General features: G+C 72.9%; 15 protein-coding genes. 10 read left to right on the top strand and 5 right to left on the bottom strand.

What is annotated here, in order from left to right:
* The first annotated feature begins 7 nt into the window (after window positions 1-7).
* The 5 genes from cbiE to cobC are packed head-to-tail and all read left to right on the top strand — an operon-like array spanning window position 8 to window position 5,405.
* The gene (gene cbiE / locus ACFWI4_RS38440; RefSeq protein WP_387206010.1) at window positions 8-1,276 is read left to right on the top strand and encodes a precorrin-6y C5,15-methyltransferase (decarboxylating) subunit CbiE; all 1,269 of its coding nucleotides are present in this window, start codon (window positions 8-10) and stop codon (window positions 1,274-1,276) included.
* Entirely contained in the window at window positions 1,273-2,979 is a 1,707-nt protein-coding gene (gene cobJ / locus ACFWI4_RS38435; protein WP_387205994.1) for a precorrin-3B C(17)-methyltransferase, read from the top strand. The genes cbiE and cobJ overlap by 4 nt, the downstream gene beginning before the upstream one ends.
* Entirely contained in the window at window positions 2,976-3,284 is a 309-nt protein-coding gene (locus ACFWI4_RS38430) for a hypothetical protein (RefSeq protein ID WP_387205992.1), read from the top strand. Before cobJ ends, ACFWI4_RS38430 begins: the two co-directional genes overlap by 4 nt.
* Window positions 3,281-4,234, top strand: a complete 954-nt coding sequence (locus ACFWI4_RS38425; protein ID WP_387205990.1) for a sirohydrochlorin chelatase — start codon at window positions 3,281-3,283, stop codon at window positions 4,232-4,234. The genes ACFWI4_RS38430 and ACFWI4_RS38425 overlap by 4 nt, the downstream gene beginning before the upstream one ends.
* On the top strand, window positions 4,224-5,405 hold the full coding sequence (gene cobC / locus ACFWI4_RS38420; protein ID WP_387205988.1) for an Rv2231c family pyridoxal phosphate-dependent protein CobC: 1,182 nt from the start codon (window positions 4,224-4,226) through the stop codon (window positions 5,403-5,405). Before ACFWI4_RS38425 ends, cobC begins: the two co-directional genes overlap by 11 nt.
* A 261-nt stretch (window positions 5,406-5,666) precedes the next feature.
* Here cobC and ACFWI4_RS38415 read toward each other — a convergent pair whose 3' ends face one another.
* The 5 genes from ACFWI4_RS38415 to ACFWI4_RS38395 all read right to left on the bottom strand — a co-directional run bounded on the left by ACFWI4_RS38415 (window position 5,667) and on the right by ACFWI4_RS38395 (window position 10,511).
* Window positions 5,667-6,638, bottom strand: a complete 972-nt coding sequence (locus ACFWI4_RS38415) for an SCO1860 family LAETG-anchored protein (protein ID WP_387205986.1) — start codon at window positions 6,636-6,638, stop codon at window positions 5,667-5,669.
* Between the two features lie 262 nt (window positions 6,639-6,900).
* Window positions 6,901-7,992 (bottom strand): amidohydrolase family protein, encoded by a 1,092-nt coding sequence (locus ACFWI4_RS38410; RefSeq protein WP_387205984.1) that lies wholly within the window; start codon window positions 7,990-7,992, stop codon window positions 6,901-6,903.
* 10 nt (window positions 7,993-8,002) lie between these two features.
* Window positions 8,003-8,827 carry an amino acid ABC transporter ATP-binding protein gene (locus ACFWI4_RS38405; RefSeq protein WP_387205982.1) on the bottom strand — a complete coding sequence of 275 codons (825 nt, stop codon included), beginning with the start codon at window positions 8,825-8,827 and terminating at the stop codon, window positions 8,003-8,005.
* The gene (locus tag ACFWI4_RS38400) at window positions 8,824-9,657 is read right to left on the bottom strand and encodes an amino acid ABC transporter permease (protein ID WP_385405501.1); all 834 of its coding nucleotides are present in this window, start codon (window positions 9,655-9,657) and stop codon (window positions 8,824-8,826) included. The genes ACFWI4_RS38405 and ACFWI4_RS38400 overlap by 4 nt, the downstream gene beginning before the upstream one ends.
* Window positions 9,654-10,511: a transporter substrate-binding domain-containing protein gene (locus ACFWI4_RS38395; protein ID WP_387205979.1), complete on the bottom strand. Its 858-nt coding sequence runs from the start codon at window positions 10,509-10,511 to the stop codon at window positions 9,654-9,656. The genes ACFWI4_RS38400 and ACFWI4_RS38395 overlap by 4 nt, the downstream gene beginning before the upstream one ends.
* Before the next feature lie 174 nt (window positions 10,512-10,685).
* Between ACFWI4_RS38395 and ACFWI4_RS38390 the strand changes: the two genes are divergently transcribed.
* From ACFWI4_RS38390 to thpD, 5 genes are all read left to right on the top strand, one after another.
* A complete protein-coding gene (locus tag ACFWI4_RS38390) occupies window positions 10,686-11,786 on the top strand; it encodes an aminotransferase class V-fold PLP-dependent enzyme (protein ID WP_387205977.1) in 1,101 nt (366 codons plus the stop codon).
* A gap of 467 nt (window positions 11,787-12,253) precedes the next feature.
* On the top strand, window positions 12,254-12,805 hold the full coding sequence (gene ectA, locus ACFWI4_RS38385) for a diaminobutyrate acetyltransferase (protein ID WP_387205975.1): 552 nt from the start codon (window positions 12,254-12,256) through the stop codon (window positions 12,803-12,805).
* A 52-nt stretch (window positions 12,806-12,857) separates the two neighbouring features.
* Complete coding sequence (gene ectB, locus ACFWI4_RS38380) at window positions 12,858-14,129, top strand: diaminobutyrate--2-oxoglutarate transaminase (RefSeq protein ID WP_387205973.1); 1,272 nt, start codon at window positions 12,858-12,860, stop codon at window positions 14,127-14,129.
* A gap of 73 nt (window positions 14,130-14,202) precedes the next feature.
* Window positions 14,203-14,607 (top strand): ectoine synthase, encoded by a 405-nt coding sequence (locus tag ACFWI4_RS38375; RefSeq protein WP_385405514.1) that lies wholly within the window; start codon window positions 14,203-14,205, stop codon window positions 14,605-14,607.
* 7 nt (window positions 14,608-14,614) lie between these two features.
* The gene (gene thpD / locus ACFWI4_RS38370; RefSeq protein WP_387205970.1) at window positions 14,615-15,502 is read left to right on the top strand and encodes an ectoine hydroxylase; all 888 of its coding nucleotides are present in this window, start codon (window positions 14,615-14,617) and stop codon (window positions 15,500-15,502) included.
* Window position 15,503 lies beyond the last annotated feature (1 nt).

Raw genomic sequence — 15,503 nt, 5'->3', positions numbered from 1 at the left:
CTCCGCCGTGATCACCGTCGTCGGTACGGGCACGGGCGCGCCGCTGCCCCCGGACGCCGAAGCCGTGCTGGCCGGGGCCGGGCTGGCCGTGGGAGCCCGGCGGCACCTGGAGGCGGCCCCGCTGCCGGAGCGGGCGGAACGGGTGGTGCTCGGGCCGCTGGCGCCGGCCCTGGACAGGATCGAGCGGTACACGGACGAGGGGGCGCCCGGCGGCCCGGTCGTGGTGCTCGCCTCGGGCGACCCCGGGTTCTTCGGGATCGTACGGGCGCTCGCGGAGCGGTTCGGGTCCGGGCGTCTGGACGTACGCGCCGGTGTCTCGTCCGTGGCGACCGCCTTCTCCCGGCTCGGGCTCCCCTGGGACGACGCGGTGGTGGTCAGCGCGCACGGGCGCGATCCGCGGACGGCCGTCCTGGTCTGCCGGTCGCGGCCCAAGGTGGCGGTGCTGACGGCTCCCGGGTCCGGGCCCGCCGAGCTGGGCGCCGCCCTCGCCGACGCGGGCGCCGAGCGTGTCCTGGTGGTGGCGAGCGCCCTCGGCGACCCGGAGCGGGAACGGATCGAGCGGGTCACGCCCGCCGAGGCCGCCGCCCGCGACTGGGGTCCCGCGGTCAGTGTCGTGCTGTGCCTGGACGCCTCGCGGGCCCTGGCTCCGCCGCGGACCGTCGCCGGGCCGGTGGCCGGTCCGGGCCGATGGGCCCTGGACGAGGGCGAGTTCGCCCACCGCGACTCGATGATCAGCAAGTTCGAGGTACGGGCGCTGGCGCTGTCCCGGATCGGGCCCCGGCTCGGCGACCTGGTGTGGGACATCGGCGCGGGCTCCGGTTCCGTCGCCGTCGAGTGCGCCCGGTTCGGGGCCGCGGTCACCGCCGTCGAGAAGACGGCGGACGGCTGCGAGCGCGTCCGCGCCAACGCGGCCGCGCACGGCGTGGACGTGCGGGTCGTGCACGGGGCGGCGCCCGCCGTGCTGTCCGGCCTGGACGGCCCCCACGACCCGGACGCGGTGTTCATCGGCGGCGGCGGACGCGAACTGCCCGGGATCGTCGCGGAGTGCGCGCGCCGGGCCCGGCGGTCCGTCGTGGTCGCGATGGCCGCGCTCGACCGGGTGCCGGCCGCCCGTGACGCGCTCACCGCCGCCGGACTCGTCTGCGACGGCGTCCTGTTGCAGTCCTCGCGGCTCGCCCCGTTGCCGGGTGAGGTCTCCCGGCTCGCGGCGGCCAATCCCGTGTTCGTGCTGTGGGGCGTCCGGCCCCCGGCCACTACCGAAGGAGTCCCCCAGTGATCGGCCTGATTTCCGCCACGGCGGCGGGCGCGGCGGCCCGTGACCGGCTCGCCGCCGCCCGGCCCACGCGGACCCGGGTGTACGACGGGCCGGTGGCGGACGCCGTGCGGCGGGCGTTCGCGGAGTGCGACCAGCTGGTGTGTTTCCTCGCCACGGGCGCGGTCGTACGGCTGATCGCTCCGCTGCTCGGCGACAAGACGTCGGACCCCGGGGTGGTGTGCGTCGACGAGGCGGGGCGGTTCGCCGTGTCGCTGGCCGGCGGCCACGCGGGCGGGGCGAACGAACTCGCCCGCGAGGTGGCGGAGTTGCTCGGCGCCGAGCCGGTGGTGACGACGGCGACGGACGCGGTCGGCGTGCCCGGTCTCGACACCCTCGGCCTTCCGGTGGAAGGGGATGTCGCCGGGGTCTCGCGGGCCATGCTGGACGGCGAACCGGTGGTGCTGGAGCGGGAGTCGGCCTGGCCGCTGCCCGCCCTGCCGCCGAACGTGGGAAGCCCGGCGGCTGCGGGTGCCGCGGTCGTCCGGGTGAGCGACCGCGAGCGGGAGACCACCGCCCGCGAGGTCGTCCTGCGTCCGCCGTCCCTCGTCGTCGGGGTCGGCGCCTCCCGGGGCGCGCCCGTGGAGGAGGTCCTCGGGCTCGTCGAGGACGCCCTGCGCGAGGCCGGGCTCTCCGTGCGCTCGGTGGCAGGACTCGCCACCGTGGACGCCAAGTCCGAGGAACCCGGCATCGTCGGGGCCGCGGACCGGCTCGGGGTCCCGCTCCTCACGTACGACGCCGGGGAGTTGGCGGCCGTGACGGTCCCGAACCCCTCCGGCGCGCCGCTCGCCGCCGTGGGGACCCCGTCCGTGGCGGAGGCCGCCGCCCTGATCGGCGGGGGCGAACTCCTCGTACCCAAGCGGAAGTCGGTACGGGCGGACGGGCGGCCCGCGATGGCGACCTGCGCGGTCGTCCGCCGCCCGGCGCGCGGACGGCTCGCGGTCGTCGGCCTCGGGCCCGGGGCCCGCGACCTGCTCACCCCGCGGGCGACGGCGGAACTCCGGCGGGCCGCGGTGCTCGTGGGGCTCGACCAGTACGTCGACCAGATCCGCGACCTGCTGCGGCCCGGCACCGTGATCCTGGAGTCGGGTCTCGGCGCGGAGGAGGAGCGGGCGCGCACGGCGGTGGCCGAGGCGCGCCGCGGACAGGCCGTCGCGCTGATCGGCAGCGGCGACGCGGGCGTGTACGCGATGGCGTCGCCCGCGCTGGCCGAGGCGTCCGACGACATCGACGTCGTCGGGGTGCCGGGGGTGACCGCGGCGCTCGCGGCCGGGGCGATCCTCGGCGCGCCGCTCGGCCACGACCATGTGTCGATCAGCCTGTCCGACCTGCACACGCCGTGGGAGGTCATCGAGCGCCGGGTGCGGGCGGCGGCCGAGGCGGACATCGTCGTGACCTTCTACAACCCGCGCAGCCGGGGCCGGGACTGGCAGCTCCCCAAGGCGCTCGCGATCCTGTCCGAGCACCGGGAACCGGGGACGCCAGTGGGGGTCGTGCGCAACGCCTCCCGGCCGGACGAATCGAGCCGGGTGACGACGCTGGGGTCCCTGGATCCGGGAATCGTCGACATGATGACGGTGGTGACCGTGGGCAACACCGCGACCCGCGAGATCGCCGGGCGCATGGTGACCCCGCGCGGCTACCGCTGGCAGAAGGAGACCGAGTGAGCCCAGTGAGCCAGGCGCGGCCCGGGTCCCGGGCCGCGCGGCACCCCGGGCGGACGCCCGCCGGAGCCCGCCCGCGCGTTCCGCGGGCCGCCACGGCGGCGCGGAATCCCGCCCCCGACACGACCGTCCGGGCCGAACCGGCCCTCGTCAGGCCCGCTCAGGCCGGCCTGACCACCGAGACCGTCCGGGCCGGCCTGGCCCCCGACAAGACCGTCCGGGCCGGATCGGCCCTCAAGAAGACCGCTCGGGCCGATCTGGCCCCGACGACCACCGCGGCCCACCCCGCCGCCGAGGAGACATCGTGACCACCCCGCCCCCCGCCCTGCTCATCGCCGGACACGGCACCCGGGACGAGGCCGGAGCCGAGGCCTTCCGTTCCTTCGTACGGGAGCTGGGCCGCCGCCATCCCGAACTGCCCGTCGCCGGCGGGTTCATCGAGCTGTCGCCGCCGCCGCTCGGCGAGGCGGTCGGTGAACTCGTCGGACAGGGCGTACGGCGTTTCGCCGCCGTGCCGCTGATGCTGGTGTCCGCCGGGCACGCCAAGGGGGACATCCCGGCGGCGCTGGCCCGCGAGAAGGAACGGCACCCCGGTATCTCGTACACGTACGGGCGTCCCCTGGGCCCGCATCCCTCGCTGCTCGCCGTGCTGGAGCGGCGCCTGGACGAGGCCCTCGGCGGCAGCGCCACGACCCCCGAGGAGCGGGCCGAGGTCACGGTGCTGCTCGTGGGCCGCGGGTCCACCGACCCGGACGCCAACGCCGAGGTGCACAAGGCCGCGCGGCTGCTGTGGGAGGGCCGTGGGTACGCGGGCGTCGAGACCGCGTTCGTGTCCCTGGCCGCACCGGACGTGCCCTCGGGCCTCGACCGCTGCGTGAAGCTCGGGGCCCGCCGGATCGTGGTCCTGCCCTACTTCCTGTTCACCGGCATCCTCCCGGACCGGGTGCTGCGGCAGACACGGGACTGGGCCGCCGCGCACCCGGAGGCCGAGGTGCGTTCCGCCGAGGTCATCGGTCCCGAGCCCGAGCTGCTCGACCTGGTCATGGAGCGCTACCGGGAGGCCGTCGCGGGCGACCTGCGGATGAACTGCGACTCCTGCGTCTACCGGATCGCGCTGCCCGGGTTCGAGGACAAGGTGGGGCTCCCCCAGCAGCCGCACTTCCACCCGGACGACGACGGCCACCACGAAGGCCACGGACACCACGACGGACACGGGCACCACCATCACGGGGGACACTCGCATTCCCATGCCCACTGAAGAGGCCGCCGAGGGCGGGCACGATCTGCGGCACCACGGCGACGCCGAGGTGCGCGACGACGGTTCCAAGCTGACCGATCTGGCCGTGAACGTCCGGGCGGACACCCCGCCCGCGTGGCTCCTCGACCGGATCGCCGCCTCGCTGCCGTCGCTGGCGGCCTACCCGGACGGGCGGGCCGCCCGGGCGGCGGTGGCGGCGCGGCACGGGCTCCCGGTGGAGCGGGTGCTGCTCACGGCCGGCGCGGCCGAGGCGTTCGTGCTGCTCGCGCGCGCCCTCGACGTACGCCGTCCGGTCGTCGTGCATCCCCAGTTCACGGAGCCGGAGGCCGCGCTGCGGGACGCCGGGCACGCGGTGGGCCGGGTCCTGCTGCGCGAGGAGGACGGGTTCCGGCTGGACCCGGCGGCCGTCCCCGAGGACGCCGATCTCGTCGTCATCGGCAATCCGACCAATCCGACGTCGGTCCTCCACCCGGCCGGGACCCTGGCCGGACTGGCCCGGCCGGGGCGGGTGCTCGTGGTCGACGAGGCGTTCATGGACGCGGTGCCGGGCGAACGCCAGAGCCTCGCCGGGCGGACCGACGTCCCCGGACTCGTCGTGCTGCGCAGCCTCACGAAGACGTGGGGCCTGGCGGGGCTGCGGATCGGCTACGTGCTCGCCGATCCCGGGACGGTCGGCCGGCTGGGCCGGGCCCAGCCGCTGTGGCCGGTGTCGGCGCCCGCGCTCGCGGCGGCGGAGGCGTGCGTGTCCTCGCAGGCCCTCGCGGAGGCGGCCCACGCGGCGCGGCGGATCGCCAAGGACCGGGATCATCTGGTCGCGGGACTGCGGGAGTTCGCGTGCACGGACGGGCTGCGGGTGGTGGAGCCCGCGGAGGGCTCCTTCGTCCTGGTCCGGCTGCCGCGGGCCGCGGGGGTGCGGCGGGCGCTCCGCGATCTCGGGTTCGCGGTGCGGCGCGGGGACACGTTCCCCGGGCTGGGGGACGAGTGGCTGCGCATGGCGGTACGGGACCGGGCGACCGTCAACCGGTTCCTCCAGGCCCTGGACCGGGCGATGACGGTCGCCGGGGACGGCGCTCCCCACCCCGCCCGGGACGAGGACACCTCGGGCGCCACGGAGATCTGGCCCGGCGGAGGCCACGCCACCACGGCCGACACGGACACCGGAACCGGCTGAGCCGACGGCACCGCGGCCGACGGGCATCCGGAAGTTCGGTAACGACGCCAAGGCCCCCGGACGTGAAGGCGTCCGGCCGGGGGCCTGCCCGGGTGCCCCTGGAATCGCGGGCGGGGCGGGGGCGTTCCGGTCCCGGCCGCCGCGAGGACACGCGCCCCCGGGGCCGGGGCCCCCTGTCCCGCCCGCAGGGCTCTCCCGGCCCGTCCGGCCCGCCCCCAACCCCCGTATGGGCCACGGCCGTTCAGGCCGGGGGAAGGGGCGTCAGCTCCTGCGGCGGCGGGAGACGGCGACCGCTCCGGCGCCCGCGGCGAGCAGGGCCACCGCGCCACCGGCCAGGTAGGGCGTCATGGAGCTGCCTCCGGTCTCGGCGAGGCCTCCTCCCTCGGGAGCGCCCTGCGGGCTCGCCCCGGCCGCCGGGGTGGCCGCCTTCTCGGAGGGGCCGGCCGCCCCGGACTCCTGGGCGGCGGGGGCGGACTCCTGCGCGGCGGGCGCGGACTCCTGCGCGGCGGGCGCGGCCGGGGACTCGCAGGTGGCCTTCGCCAGCGTCACCGTTCCCTCGACGGTGGCCACGCCGAGCTTCAACGGGTCGACGGACACGTTGAGTTCGAGCGCGGAGGCGGCGGCCGTGCGGGACGTGGTCTCGGTCCGGGACAGATCGAGCCGCACCTCGCCGACCCCGGGGACCGTCACATGCGTCGGGCCTCCCGTCGTCAGGGTGACCTTCTTGCCGAGCACGGTGACGGAGCCCAGCAGGTTCGCGGTGGCGACGGGCTTCCTGCCCGCCTCGCAGGTCGCCTTCGAGGTGACGTCCTCGACCTCGATCAGCGACAGCAGCGGCAGTCCGGGGACATGGACGGCGGCGTGCGCGAGACGGGTGGAGCCCTCGGCCTTCGTGGCGGAGACGGTGGCCCGGGCGGTGGCGACGTCCGCGCGCAGCACGCTGAACGGGCGTCCGCCGTCGACGCCGTCCAGCCGGGCGGTGAGCGCGGTCTTCTCGGCGCTCCGCGGTGCCTCCACCTCGTTCAGGGAGACCGCGAGCGGGACGTTCACGGTCTTCTTGAGGAGGGACACGTCGAGCCCGGTGCGGAGCACGACGGCGCTCGCGTGCCCGTGGTCGTCACTCGCGTGGGCGGAGCCCGCTCCGGCCAGCGCGGCGGGACCCGCGGCGAGGACGGCCGCGGCCGCACCGACGGCGAAACGGCGTGCGGGCATACGGTGGTTGATGCTGTTCAAGGGTGGGACCCCCATAGGAGAAAGCCTGGGACCCCGAAAGAATTACGCACTGAGAGTGAACAGTCAGGTACCTGACGTGAGTTCACTCCTTCGTGGGTTCCCCGTGCACGCCTTCGAATCCCTGGGCACGGTTGTTCCCCGCCGTCACTCGCTCAACGCACCCGGCCGGACGCGCCGGTTGACGCGCGGGCCGTCGCACCCCCGCCACGCCGGAGCGACCGGTGGTGGGTAACGAGCGCCCCACCCCGGCCGTCACGCTCCGTCAACCGACGATCCGTCCGTTCAGGACCACCCGGCGCGGATCCGCCAGGACCCGTACGTCGGCGCGCGGGTCCCCTTCGTAGACCACGAGGTCCGCGGGCGCCCCCTCGTCGAGACCGGGGCGTCCGAGCCAGCGCCGGGCTCCCCAGGCGGTCGCGGAGAGCGCCTCGACGGGCGGGATGCCGGCGGTGACGAGCTCGGCGACCTCGGCCGCGACCAGGCCGTGCGCGAGGGAGCCGCCGGCGTCGGTGCCGACGTAGACGGGGATCCCGGCGTCGTACGCGGCCCGCACGGTGTCGTAGCGGCGCTCGTGGAGCCGTCGCATGTGCGCCGACCAGCGCGGGAACTTGGCGTCGCCGCCGTCCGCGAGCCGCGGGAAGGTGGCGATGTTCACGAGGGTCGGGACGATGGCGACCCCGCGTTCGGCGAAGAGCGGGACGGTGTCCTCGGTGAGGCCGGTGGCATGCTCGACGCAGTCGATGCCCGCCTCGACCAGGTCCCGCAGCGAGTCCTCGGCGAAGCAGTGCGCGGTGACGCGGGCGCCGAGCCGGTGCGCCTCGGCGATCGCGGCCTCGGCGGCGTCGCGCGGCCAGCAGGCGCTCAGGTCGCCGGTGCCGCGGTCGATCCAGTCCCCCACGAGCTTGACCCAGCCGTCGCCGCGCCGGGCCTCCCTGGCGACGTACGCGACGAGGTCCTCGGGCTCGATCTCGTGGGCGTAGTTGCGGATGTAGCGGCGGGTGCGGGCGATGTGCCGGCCCGCGCGGATGATCTTCGGGAGGTCGTCGCGGTCGTCGATCCAGCGGGTGTCGGAGGGCGAGCCGGCGTCCCGGAGAAGCAGGGTGCCGGCGTCGCGGTCGGTCAGCGCCTGCTTCTCGGAGACATCTGCCGGGACCGGGCCGTGGGCGTCGAGGCCGACGTGGCAGTGCGCGTCGACCAGGCCGGGCAGCGCCCAGCCCTCGACCGTGCGGACGTCCTGGGCGCCGGCCGGACGGTCGTAGGAGATCCGGCCGCCGACGACCCACAGTTCGTCGCGGACGTCGTCGGGCCCGACGAGGACCCGTCCCTTCACGTGCAGTACCGGGTGATCGCTCATGCACGGCACCTTAGTGAGGCGGCTCGCCGTTCTCGCCCCGGCCCGTCCCGTTCCCGGCCACCCGGTCCGGCGTCTCCCCGGGGACGTCCGTCATCGCCGGGTGGAGCAGCCGGGACAGGAAGTGCCGGGTGCGCTCGTGGGCCGGGTTGCCGATGACCTGCGCCGGGGCGCCGTCCTCGACGATCACGCCGCCGTCCATGAAGACGACCCGGTCGGCGACCTCGCGCGCGAAGGACATCTCGTGGGTGACGACCATCATCGTCATGCCCTCGTCGGCGAGCATCCGCATGACGGAGAGCACCTCGCCGACGAGTTCGGGGTCGAGCGCCGAGGTCGGCTCGTCGAAGAGCATCACCTCGGGCCCCATGGCGAGCGCGCGGGCGATCGCGACGCGCTGCTGCTGGCCGCCGGAGAGCGAGGCCGGATAGGCGTCGGCCTTCTCGGCGAGCCCCACCCGGGAGAGGTTCTCGGCCGCGGTCCGGGCCGCCTCCTCCTTGCCCCGGCCGAGCACCCGGCGCTGCGGCAGCGTGAGGTTCCCGGTCACCGACAGATGGGGGAAGAGGTTGAACTGCTGGAAGACCATGCCGATGCGGCGGCGTACGGCGTCGATGTCGACGTCGGGGTCCGTGACCTCCGTGCCGCCGACGAACACCTGCCCCTTGGTGGGCTCCTCCAGGAGGTTCACACAGCGCAGCAGGGTCGACTTGCCCGAGCCGGACGGGCCGATCACGCAGACGACCTCGCCCTGGCCGATCTCCAGGTCGATGCCGCGCAGTACCTCGTTGTCGCCGAAGGACTTGTGCAGGTCCTTCAGCCGGATCTCGGGGGTGCTCATTCGGCGGCCTCCTTCTGCTGCGCCTCAAGGCGTCGCGCGACGAAGCCGAGCGGGATCGTGACGAGCAGGTAGCAGAGCCCCGCGACCAGGATCGGCGTGGAGTTGGCGGTCGTACTGGCCAGGTCGCGGCCGTACTTGGACAGTTCGCGCTCCTCCAGGGTGACGCCGAGGAACAGCACCAGCGAGGAGTCCTTGAACAGGGTCACGAGTTCGTTGGTGAGCGGCGGGACGATGATCCGGAACGCCTGCGGGACGATGATCGAGACCATGGCCCGGGCGTGCGAGAAGCCCAGCGAACGGGCCGCCTCCATCTGCCCCTTGGGGACGGCCTGGATGCCCGCGCGGAAGGTCTCGGCCATGTACGCGGCGCCCACCAGGCCGAGCGCGAGGGCGACCTTGCCGTACGTTCCGCCGATGATCTCCGTGCCCGGGAACGCGAGCGGTACCGCGACCCCCACGAAGATGAAGATCATCAGGGCGGGCAGTCCGCGGAAGACCTCGATGTAGACCCCGGCGAACCAACGGTAGGGGCCCACCGAGGACAGGCGCATCAGGGCGATGACGATGCCGAGGACGAGACCGACGGCGAAGCCGGACATCGTGTAGATGACCGTGTTCTTCAGCGCCAGCGTGATGACTTCCGGGAACATCTGCTTGACCAGGTCCCACTGGAAGAACTGGTTCTGCAGACGTCCCCAGTCCGCCGTGACCGCGAGGACGATCACGACGGCCACGAAGACGGCGTACTGCACGGCGCGGGAGATCCGGCGCTTCTGGCGCCGGCTCAGGCCGGACCTGCGGGGCTGGAGGGGCGTGTCGGCACCGCTCATGAGGCGGACGGGGAGGCGGAGGCCGCGGCCGCGTCGTAGGGGCCGATCCACTTCTCGTAGAGCTTCTTGTACGTGCCGTCGGCCTTGGCGTCCGCGACGGCCTTGTTGATGGCGGCGAGGAGCTCGGTGTTGCCCTTCTTCACCGTGAAGCCGTACTGCTCACCGGTGTTGAGGTTGTCCACCACCTTGAACGCGTCGGCGTTGGTCTTGTCCTTGAGCCAGCCCTGGACGACCGGGTAGTCGATGATGACGGCCTGGACCTGGCCGCTGCGCAGTCCGCTGAGGACCGCGTCGGAGGACTCGAAGGAGACCGGGTCGAAGCCCTGCTTCTTGGCGTAGTCCTCGCCGGTGGTCTGGGCCTGGGCGCCGAGCTTCTTGCCCTTCGCCTTGACGTCGGCGAGCGAGGTGATGCCGCTCTTCTTGTCGACCAGCACGCCCTGGGTGGCGTCGAAGTACGGGTCGGAGAAGTCGACGTTCTTCTTGCGCTCGGGGGTGATCGTCATACCGGCCGCGGCGAGGTCGCACTGCTCGGAGTTCAGGAACGCGCCCGTCTTGAAGTTCTCGAAGGGCGTGTCGACGATGGCCTGCTTCACGCCCAGGTCCTTGGCGACGAGGTCGATCAGCGACACGTCGAAGCCCTGGACCTTGCCGTCGATCTCCGACTGGAACGGCGGGTAGGGCAGGTGGGTGCAGGTGGTGAGCTGGCCCGCCTTGACGAGCTCGACCCCGCCGGCCGCGGTCTTGGAGCCGCTGCCGCCGCTCCCGCTGGAGGTGCAGGCGGCCACGAGCGTCAGCCCGGCCGTCAGGGTGATCGCGGCCAGGACTCGGGTCCGGCGGCCGGAGAGGGTGTTCACGGCGGGCCTTCCTGTCAGGGAACTGTGGGTTCCGATTATAAGGAGATGTTTGAGGCTCTCAAATCAAACCGATGGCCACAGGGCCGCCTGACCTAAGAAGTCACCAGTGGGCGGGGACGGGGGCACGACGGTTAATCTCGTCACCTGTACCCCAAGAGTGAAGAGAGCACCGCCGTGACACACCCGTTCCTGGACCTCGCCCCACTGACCGCCGCACACTTCGCGTCGATCGAGGACCGTGTCGCCCGGCTGCTCTCCACCGCTCAGGACGTCGTGATCACGCAGGGCGAGGCCCTGCTCCCCCTGGAAGGGGCCATCCGGGGCACGGCCGGTCCCGGCACCACCGCCCTGAACGTCGTCACCGGCCCCTACGGCCAGACGTTCGGGAACTGGCTGCGCGACTGCGGGGCGACCGTGATCGATCTGGCGGTGCCGTTCCACACCGCGGTGACCGCCGCGCAGATCCGTGAGGCCTTCGCCGAGCACCCGTCGATCGACTTCGTGTCGCTCGTGCACGCCGAAGCCGCCACGGGCAACACCAACCCGGTGGCGGAGATCGGCGAGGCCGTGCGCGAGCAGGGCGCCCTCTTCTACCTGGACGCCGTCGCCTCGATCGGTGCCGAACCGGTGCTGCCGGACGCCTGGGGCGTCGACCTGTGCGTGATCGGCGCACAGAAGGCGATGGGCGGTCCCGCCGGGGTGTCGGCGGTGTCGGTGAGCGAGCGGGCGTGGGCGCGGATGGCGGCGAACCCGGGCGCGCCGCGCCGCTCCTACCTCTCCCTCCTCGACTGGAAGGAGCGCTGGATCGACGGCGGCCGCAAGGCCCTGCTGCACGCGCCCGCACAGCTGGAGATGCTGGCCCTGGAGGCCTGCGTGGAGCGGATCGAGGGCGAGGGCCTGGACGCGGTGATGGCCCGCCACGCCTCGGCCGCGGCGGCCACCCGGGCGGGTGCGCTGGCCCTCGGCGGCGGACTGGCGCCGTACGTGGACGCGGCCGCCGACGCGGCGCCCGTCGCCACCACGCTGCGGGTGCCCGAGAACGTGGACGCGTCCCTGGTGGTCGCGAAGGCGCTGGCCGCCGATCCCGCGCTGCCGATCGCCGCGGGCGGCGGCGCCCTGGCGCAGTCGATGATCCGGGTGAACCACTACGGCCCCGACGCCACCCGCGGCGCGGTCCACGCGAGCCTCGCGGGCCTCGGCGCGGCCCTGGCCGAGGCGGGCTTCGAGGTGGACCTCGAAGGGGCACGCCGGGCCGTGGCACTGGCCTGGGGCTGACACGCCTTCCCCGGCGGGCGCACCCGCGCCCGCCGGGGCGCGCACTCTTCGCCTCCGCCGGCACCCGCATGGCCGCAGAGCCGTATGTCCGCAGAGCCGTATGTCCGCCGGGCCGCGGAAAGCCCGCGCATCGCTTTCGCACCGAACTCCGCGTCACACACGATTCACGAAATGGCACGGAATTAATTCCGTACAGCTTCCTGCATTCTTCTGCCCGCTTTTCCTGTGGCTAAACGCAAAGATTTCGCGTGCACCGAACGGCGCGATCCCCGCAGGTCGCGCACTCTTTTCAACGTTGTGACGCACTCCACAACGCGCCCTTTTTCTGCGGTATTTTCCGGGCAGAACCGGTCATAGGGTCGTGTCCGCGGTCACTCTTTCACGGGCGCGTGATAACACATCGACGCTCCATCCGTAACCCGGTCCGACGATGCAATTCGAGCTTTCCGTCGGTAAATTCAATCCGCATGACCGTCGCCCAAGCAGACGCCCAAGCAGACCTGTCAGCGGAATTCCTGGAAATGCCGGACGGCCTTCGGATCGACCGTCCCGAGGTGGCCGACGGGGCCGCCCTGTGGCGTATCGCCAAGGACTCCCGGACCCTCGACCTGAACTCGTCGTACAGCTACCTCCTGTGGTGCCGTGACTTCGCCGGCACCTCGGCGGTGGCGCGCGACACCGAGGGACGGCCCGTCGGTTTCGTCACCGCGTACGTGCGCCCCGAGCGTCCCCGGACCCTGCTCGTGTGGCAGGTGGCCGTCGACGCGTCCCATCGCGGCCGGGGCCTGGCCGCGCGGCTGCTCGACGGGCTGACCGCGCGGGTGGCCTCCGAACGCGGGCTGACCTCCGTCGAGACCACCATCACGCCGGGCAACACCGCCTCCGAGCGCCTGTTCACGTCGTACGCGCGGCGCCACGGCGCGGCCGTCGAGCGCGAGGTGCTGTTCGAGACGGGCCAGTTCCCCGACGGACCGCACGACCCCGAAGTGCTGTACCGCATCGGCCCGTTCGCCGCCTGAACCCCTCCCCCACGTCCTCCCCTCCCCCCACCGCTTCGAGGAGCGAATCACCTTGACGATCACCCAGCCGGACCTCAGCGTCTTCGAGACCCTGGAGTCGGAGGTGCGCAGCTACTGCCGCAACTGGCCCACCGTCTTCGACCGGGCCCGGGGCAGCCGCATGTACGACGAGGACGGACACGAGTACCTCGACTTCTTCGCCGGCGCCGGATCGCTGAACTACGGGCACAACAACCCCGTCCTCAAACGGGCGCTGATCGACTACCTGGAGCGCGACGGCGTCACCCACGGGCTCGACATGTCGACGGCTGCCAAGCGCGGCTTCCTGGAGACCTTCCAGAACCTCGTGCTGCGGCCGCGCGACCTGCCGTACAAGGTGATGTTCCCCGGCCCGACCGGCACCAACGCCGTCGAGTCGGCGCTGAAGCTGGCGCGGAAGGTGAAGGGGCGCGAGGCGATCGTGTCGTTCACCAACGCCTTCCACGGGATGTCGCTCGGCTCGCTCGCGGTGACCGGCAACGCCTTCAAGCGGGCGGGCGCCGGCGTCCCGCTGGTGCACGGCACCCCGATGCCGTTCGACAACTACTTCGACGGGCAGGTCCCGGACTTCCTGTGGTTCGAACGGCTCCTGGAGGACCAGGGCTCGGGCCTCAACCAGCCCGCCGCCGTGATCGTCGAGACCGTGCAGGGCGAGGGCGGGATCAACGTGGCGCGGCCCGAGTGGCTGCGCGCCCTCGCCGATCTGTGCGCGCGCCGGGACATGCTGCTGATCGTCGACGACATCCAGATGGGCTGCGGGCGGACCGGCGCGTTCTTCTCCTTCGAGGAGGCGGGGATCGTGCCCGACATCGTGACCGTGTCCAAGTCCATCAGCGGGTACGGGCTGCCCATGTCGCTGTGCCTGTTCAAGCCCGAACTGGACGTGTGGGAGCCGGGCGAGCACAACGGCACCTTCCGCGGCAACAACCCGGCGTTCGTCACGGCCGCCGCCGCGCTGGAGGCCTACTGGGCCGACGGGGCCGCGATGGAGAAGCAGACCCGCGCCCGGGGCGAGCAGATCGAGCAGGCGCTGATCTCCGTCACCGAGGAGAACCTCGCCGACGTCAAGGAGTACCGGGGCCGCGGGCTCGTCTGGGGCCTGGAGTTCAAGGACAAGGCCCGCGCCTCGCGCGTCGCCCGCCGCGCCTTCGAACTCGGCCTGCTCATCGAGACGTCGGGACCGGAGAGCGAGGTCGTGAAACTGCTGCCCGCCCTCACCATCACCCCCGACGAGCTCGACGAGGGCCTGCGCACCCTGGAACGCGCCGTCCGCGAGACCGTCTGAGCCGGCTCCTCCGGGAGACCGGCCGGGCACCACGAGAGACACCAGAAGCACGAGAGAGAGGCATCGCACCAGCGTGATAGTCCGTTCGTTCAAGGAACTCGAAGGCACCGACCGGCACGTGAAGGCGGCGACCGGGACGTGGGAGAGCAAACGCATCGTCCTCGCCAGGGAGAAGGTCGGCTTCTCGCTGCACGAGACGATCCTGTACGCGGGCACGGAGACGTCGATGTGGTACGCGAACCACATCGAGGCCGTGCTGTGCGTCGAGGGCGAGGCCGAACTCACCGATCACGAGACCGGCGAGAAGCACTGGATCGCCCCGGGGACGATGTACCTGCTGAACGGCCACGAGCGCCACACCCTGCGCCCGAAGACCGACTTCCGCTGCGTCTGCGTCTTCAACCCGCCCGTCACCGGACGGGAGGACCACGACGAGAACGGCGTCTACCCCCTGCTCACCGAACCCGAGGAGGTGTGACACACCGATGACCACACTCACCGATCCGTACCCCAGCCGCGCCGCCACCGAGAGGGCCGCGCCGCGCCAGGACCCGGTCGTCTGGGGCGCGCCGGACGCACCCGGCCCGATCTCGGTCCCCGACCTCCACGCCTACGAGCGCGACGGCTTCCTCTCCGTGGAGCAGCTCATCGGCGACGACGAGGTCGCCGTCTACCGGCGGGAACTGGAGCGGCTCGTGGCCGATCCGGCGATCCGCGCCGACGAGCGTTCGATCGTCGAGCCGGGATCGCGGGAGATCCGGTCCGTCTTCGAGGTGCACCGGATCAGCGAGGTGTTCGCCCGGCTCGTGCGCGACGAGCGTGTGGTGGGCCGCGCCCGGCAGATCCTCGGCTCGGACGTGTACGTGCACCAGTCGCGGATCAACGTCAAGCCGGGCTTCGGGGCGGGCGGCTTCTACTGGCACTCGGACTTCGAGACCTGGCACGCCGAGGACGGGCTGCCGAACATGCGGACGGTGTCCGTCTCGATCGCGCTGACCGAGAACCACGACACCAACGGCGGCCTCATGATCATGCCGGGGTCGCACCGGACGTTCCTCGGGTGCGCGGGGGCCACGCCGAAGGACAACTACAAGAAGTCGCTCCAGATGCAGGACGCCGGGACGCCCTCGGACGAGGCGCTCACCGAGCTGGCGAGCCGGCACGGCATCAAGCTCTTCACGGGCAGGCCCGGTTCGGCGACCTGGTTCGACTGCAACTGCATGCACGGCTCGGGCGACAACATCACCCCGTTCCCGCGCAGCAACGTCTTCATCGTGTTCAACAGCGTGGAGAACGCCGCCGTGGAGCCGTTCGCGGCACCCGTGCGCAGGCCGGAGTTCATCGGGGCCCGGGACTTCACGCCGGTGCGGTGAT

The organism is Streptomyces sp. NPDC127038, from assembly GCF_042725875.1.
In the GTDB taxonomy this organism is placed as follows: Bacteria; Actinomycetota; Actinomycetes; order Streptomycetales; family Streptomycetaceae; genus Streptomyces.
This window is presented reverse-complemented; position numbering and strand designations above follow the sequence as displayed.

What these genes read in the sequence shown, in the direction of transcription:
- cobC (WP_387205988.1), top strand. Translation starts at nt 4,224, where the DNA reads ATGCCCACTGAAGAGGCCGCCGAGGGCGGGCACGATCTGCGGCACCAC.
- ACFWI4_RS38410 (WP_387205984.1), bottom strand. Translation starts at nt 7,992, where the DNA reads ATGAGCGATCACCCGGTACTGCACGTGAAGGGACGGGTCCTCGTCGGG.
- ACFWI4_RS38405 (WP_387205982.1), bottom strand. Translation starts at nt 8,827, where the DNA reads ATGAGCACCCCCGAGATCCGGCTGAAGGACCTGCACAAGTCCTTCGGC.
- ACFWI4_RS38400 (WP_385405501.1), bottom strand. Translation starts at nt 9,657, where the DNA reads ATGAGCGGTGCCGACACGCCCCTCCAGCCCCGCAGGTCCGGCCTGAGC.
- ectA (WP_387205975.1), top strand. Translation starts at nt 12,254, where the DNA reads ATGACCGTCGCCCAAGCAGACGCCCAAGCAGACCTGTCAGCGGAATTC.
- thpD (WP_387205970.1), top strand. Translation starts at nt 14,615, where the DNA reads ATGACCACACTCACCGATCCGTACCCCAGCCGCGCCGCCACCGAGAGG.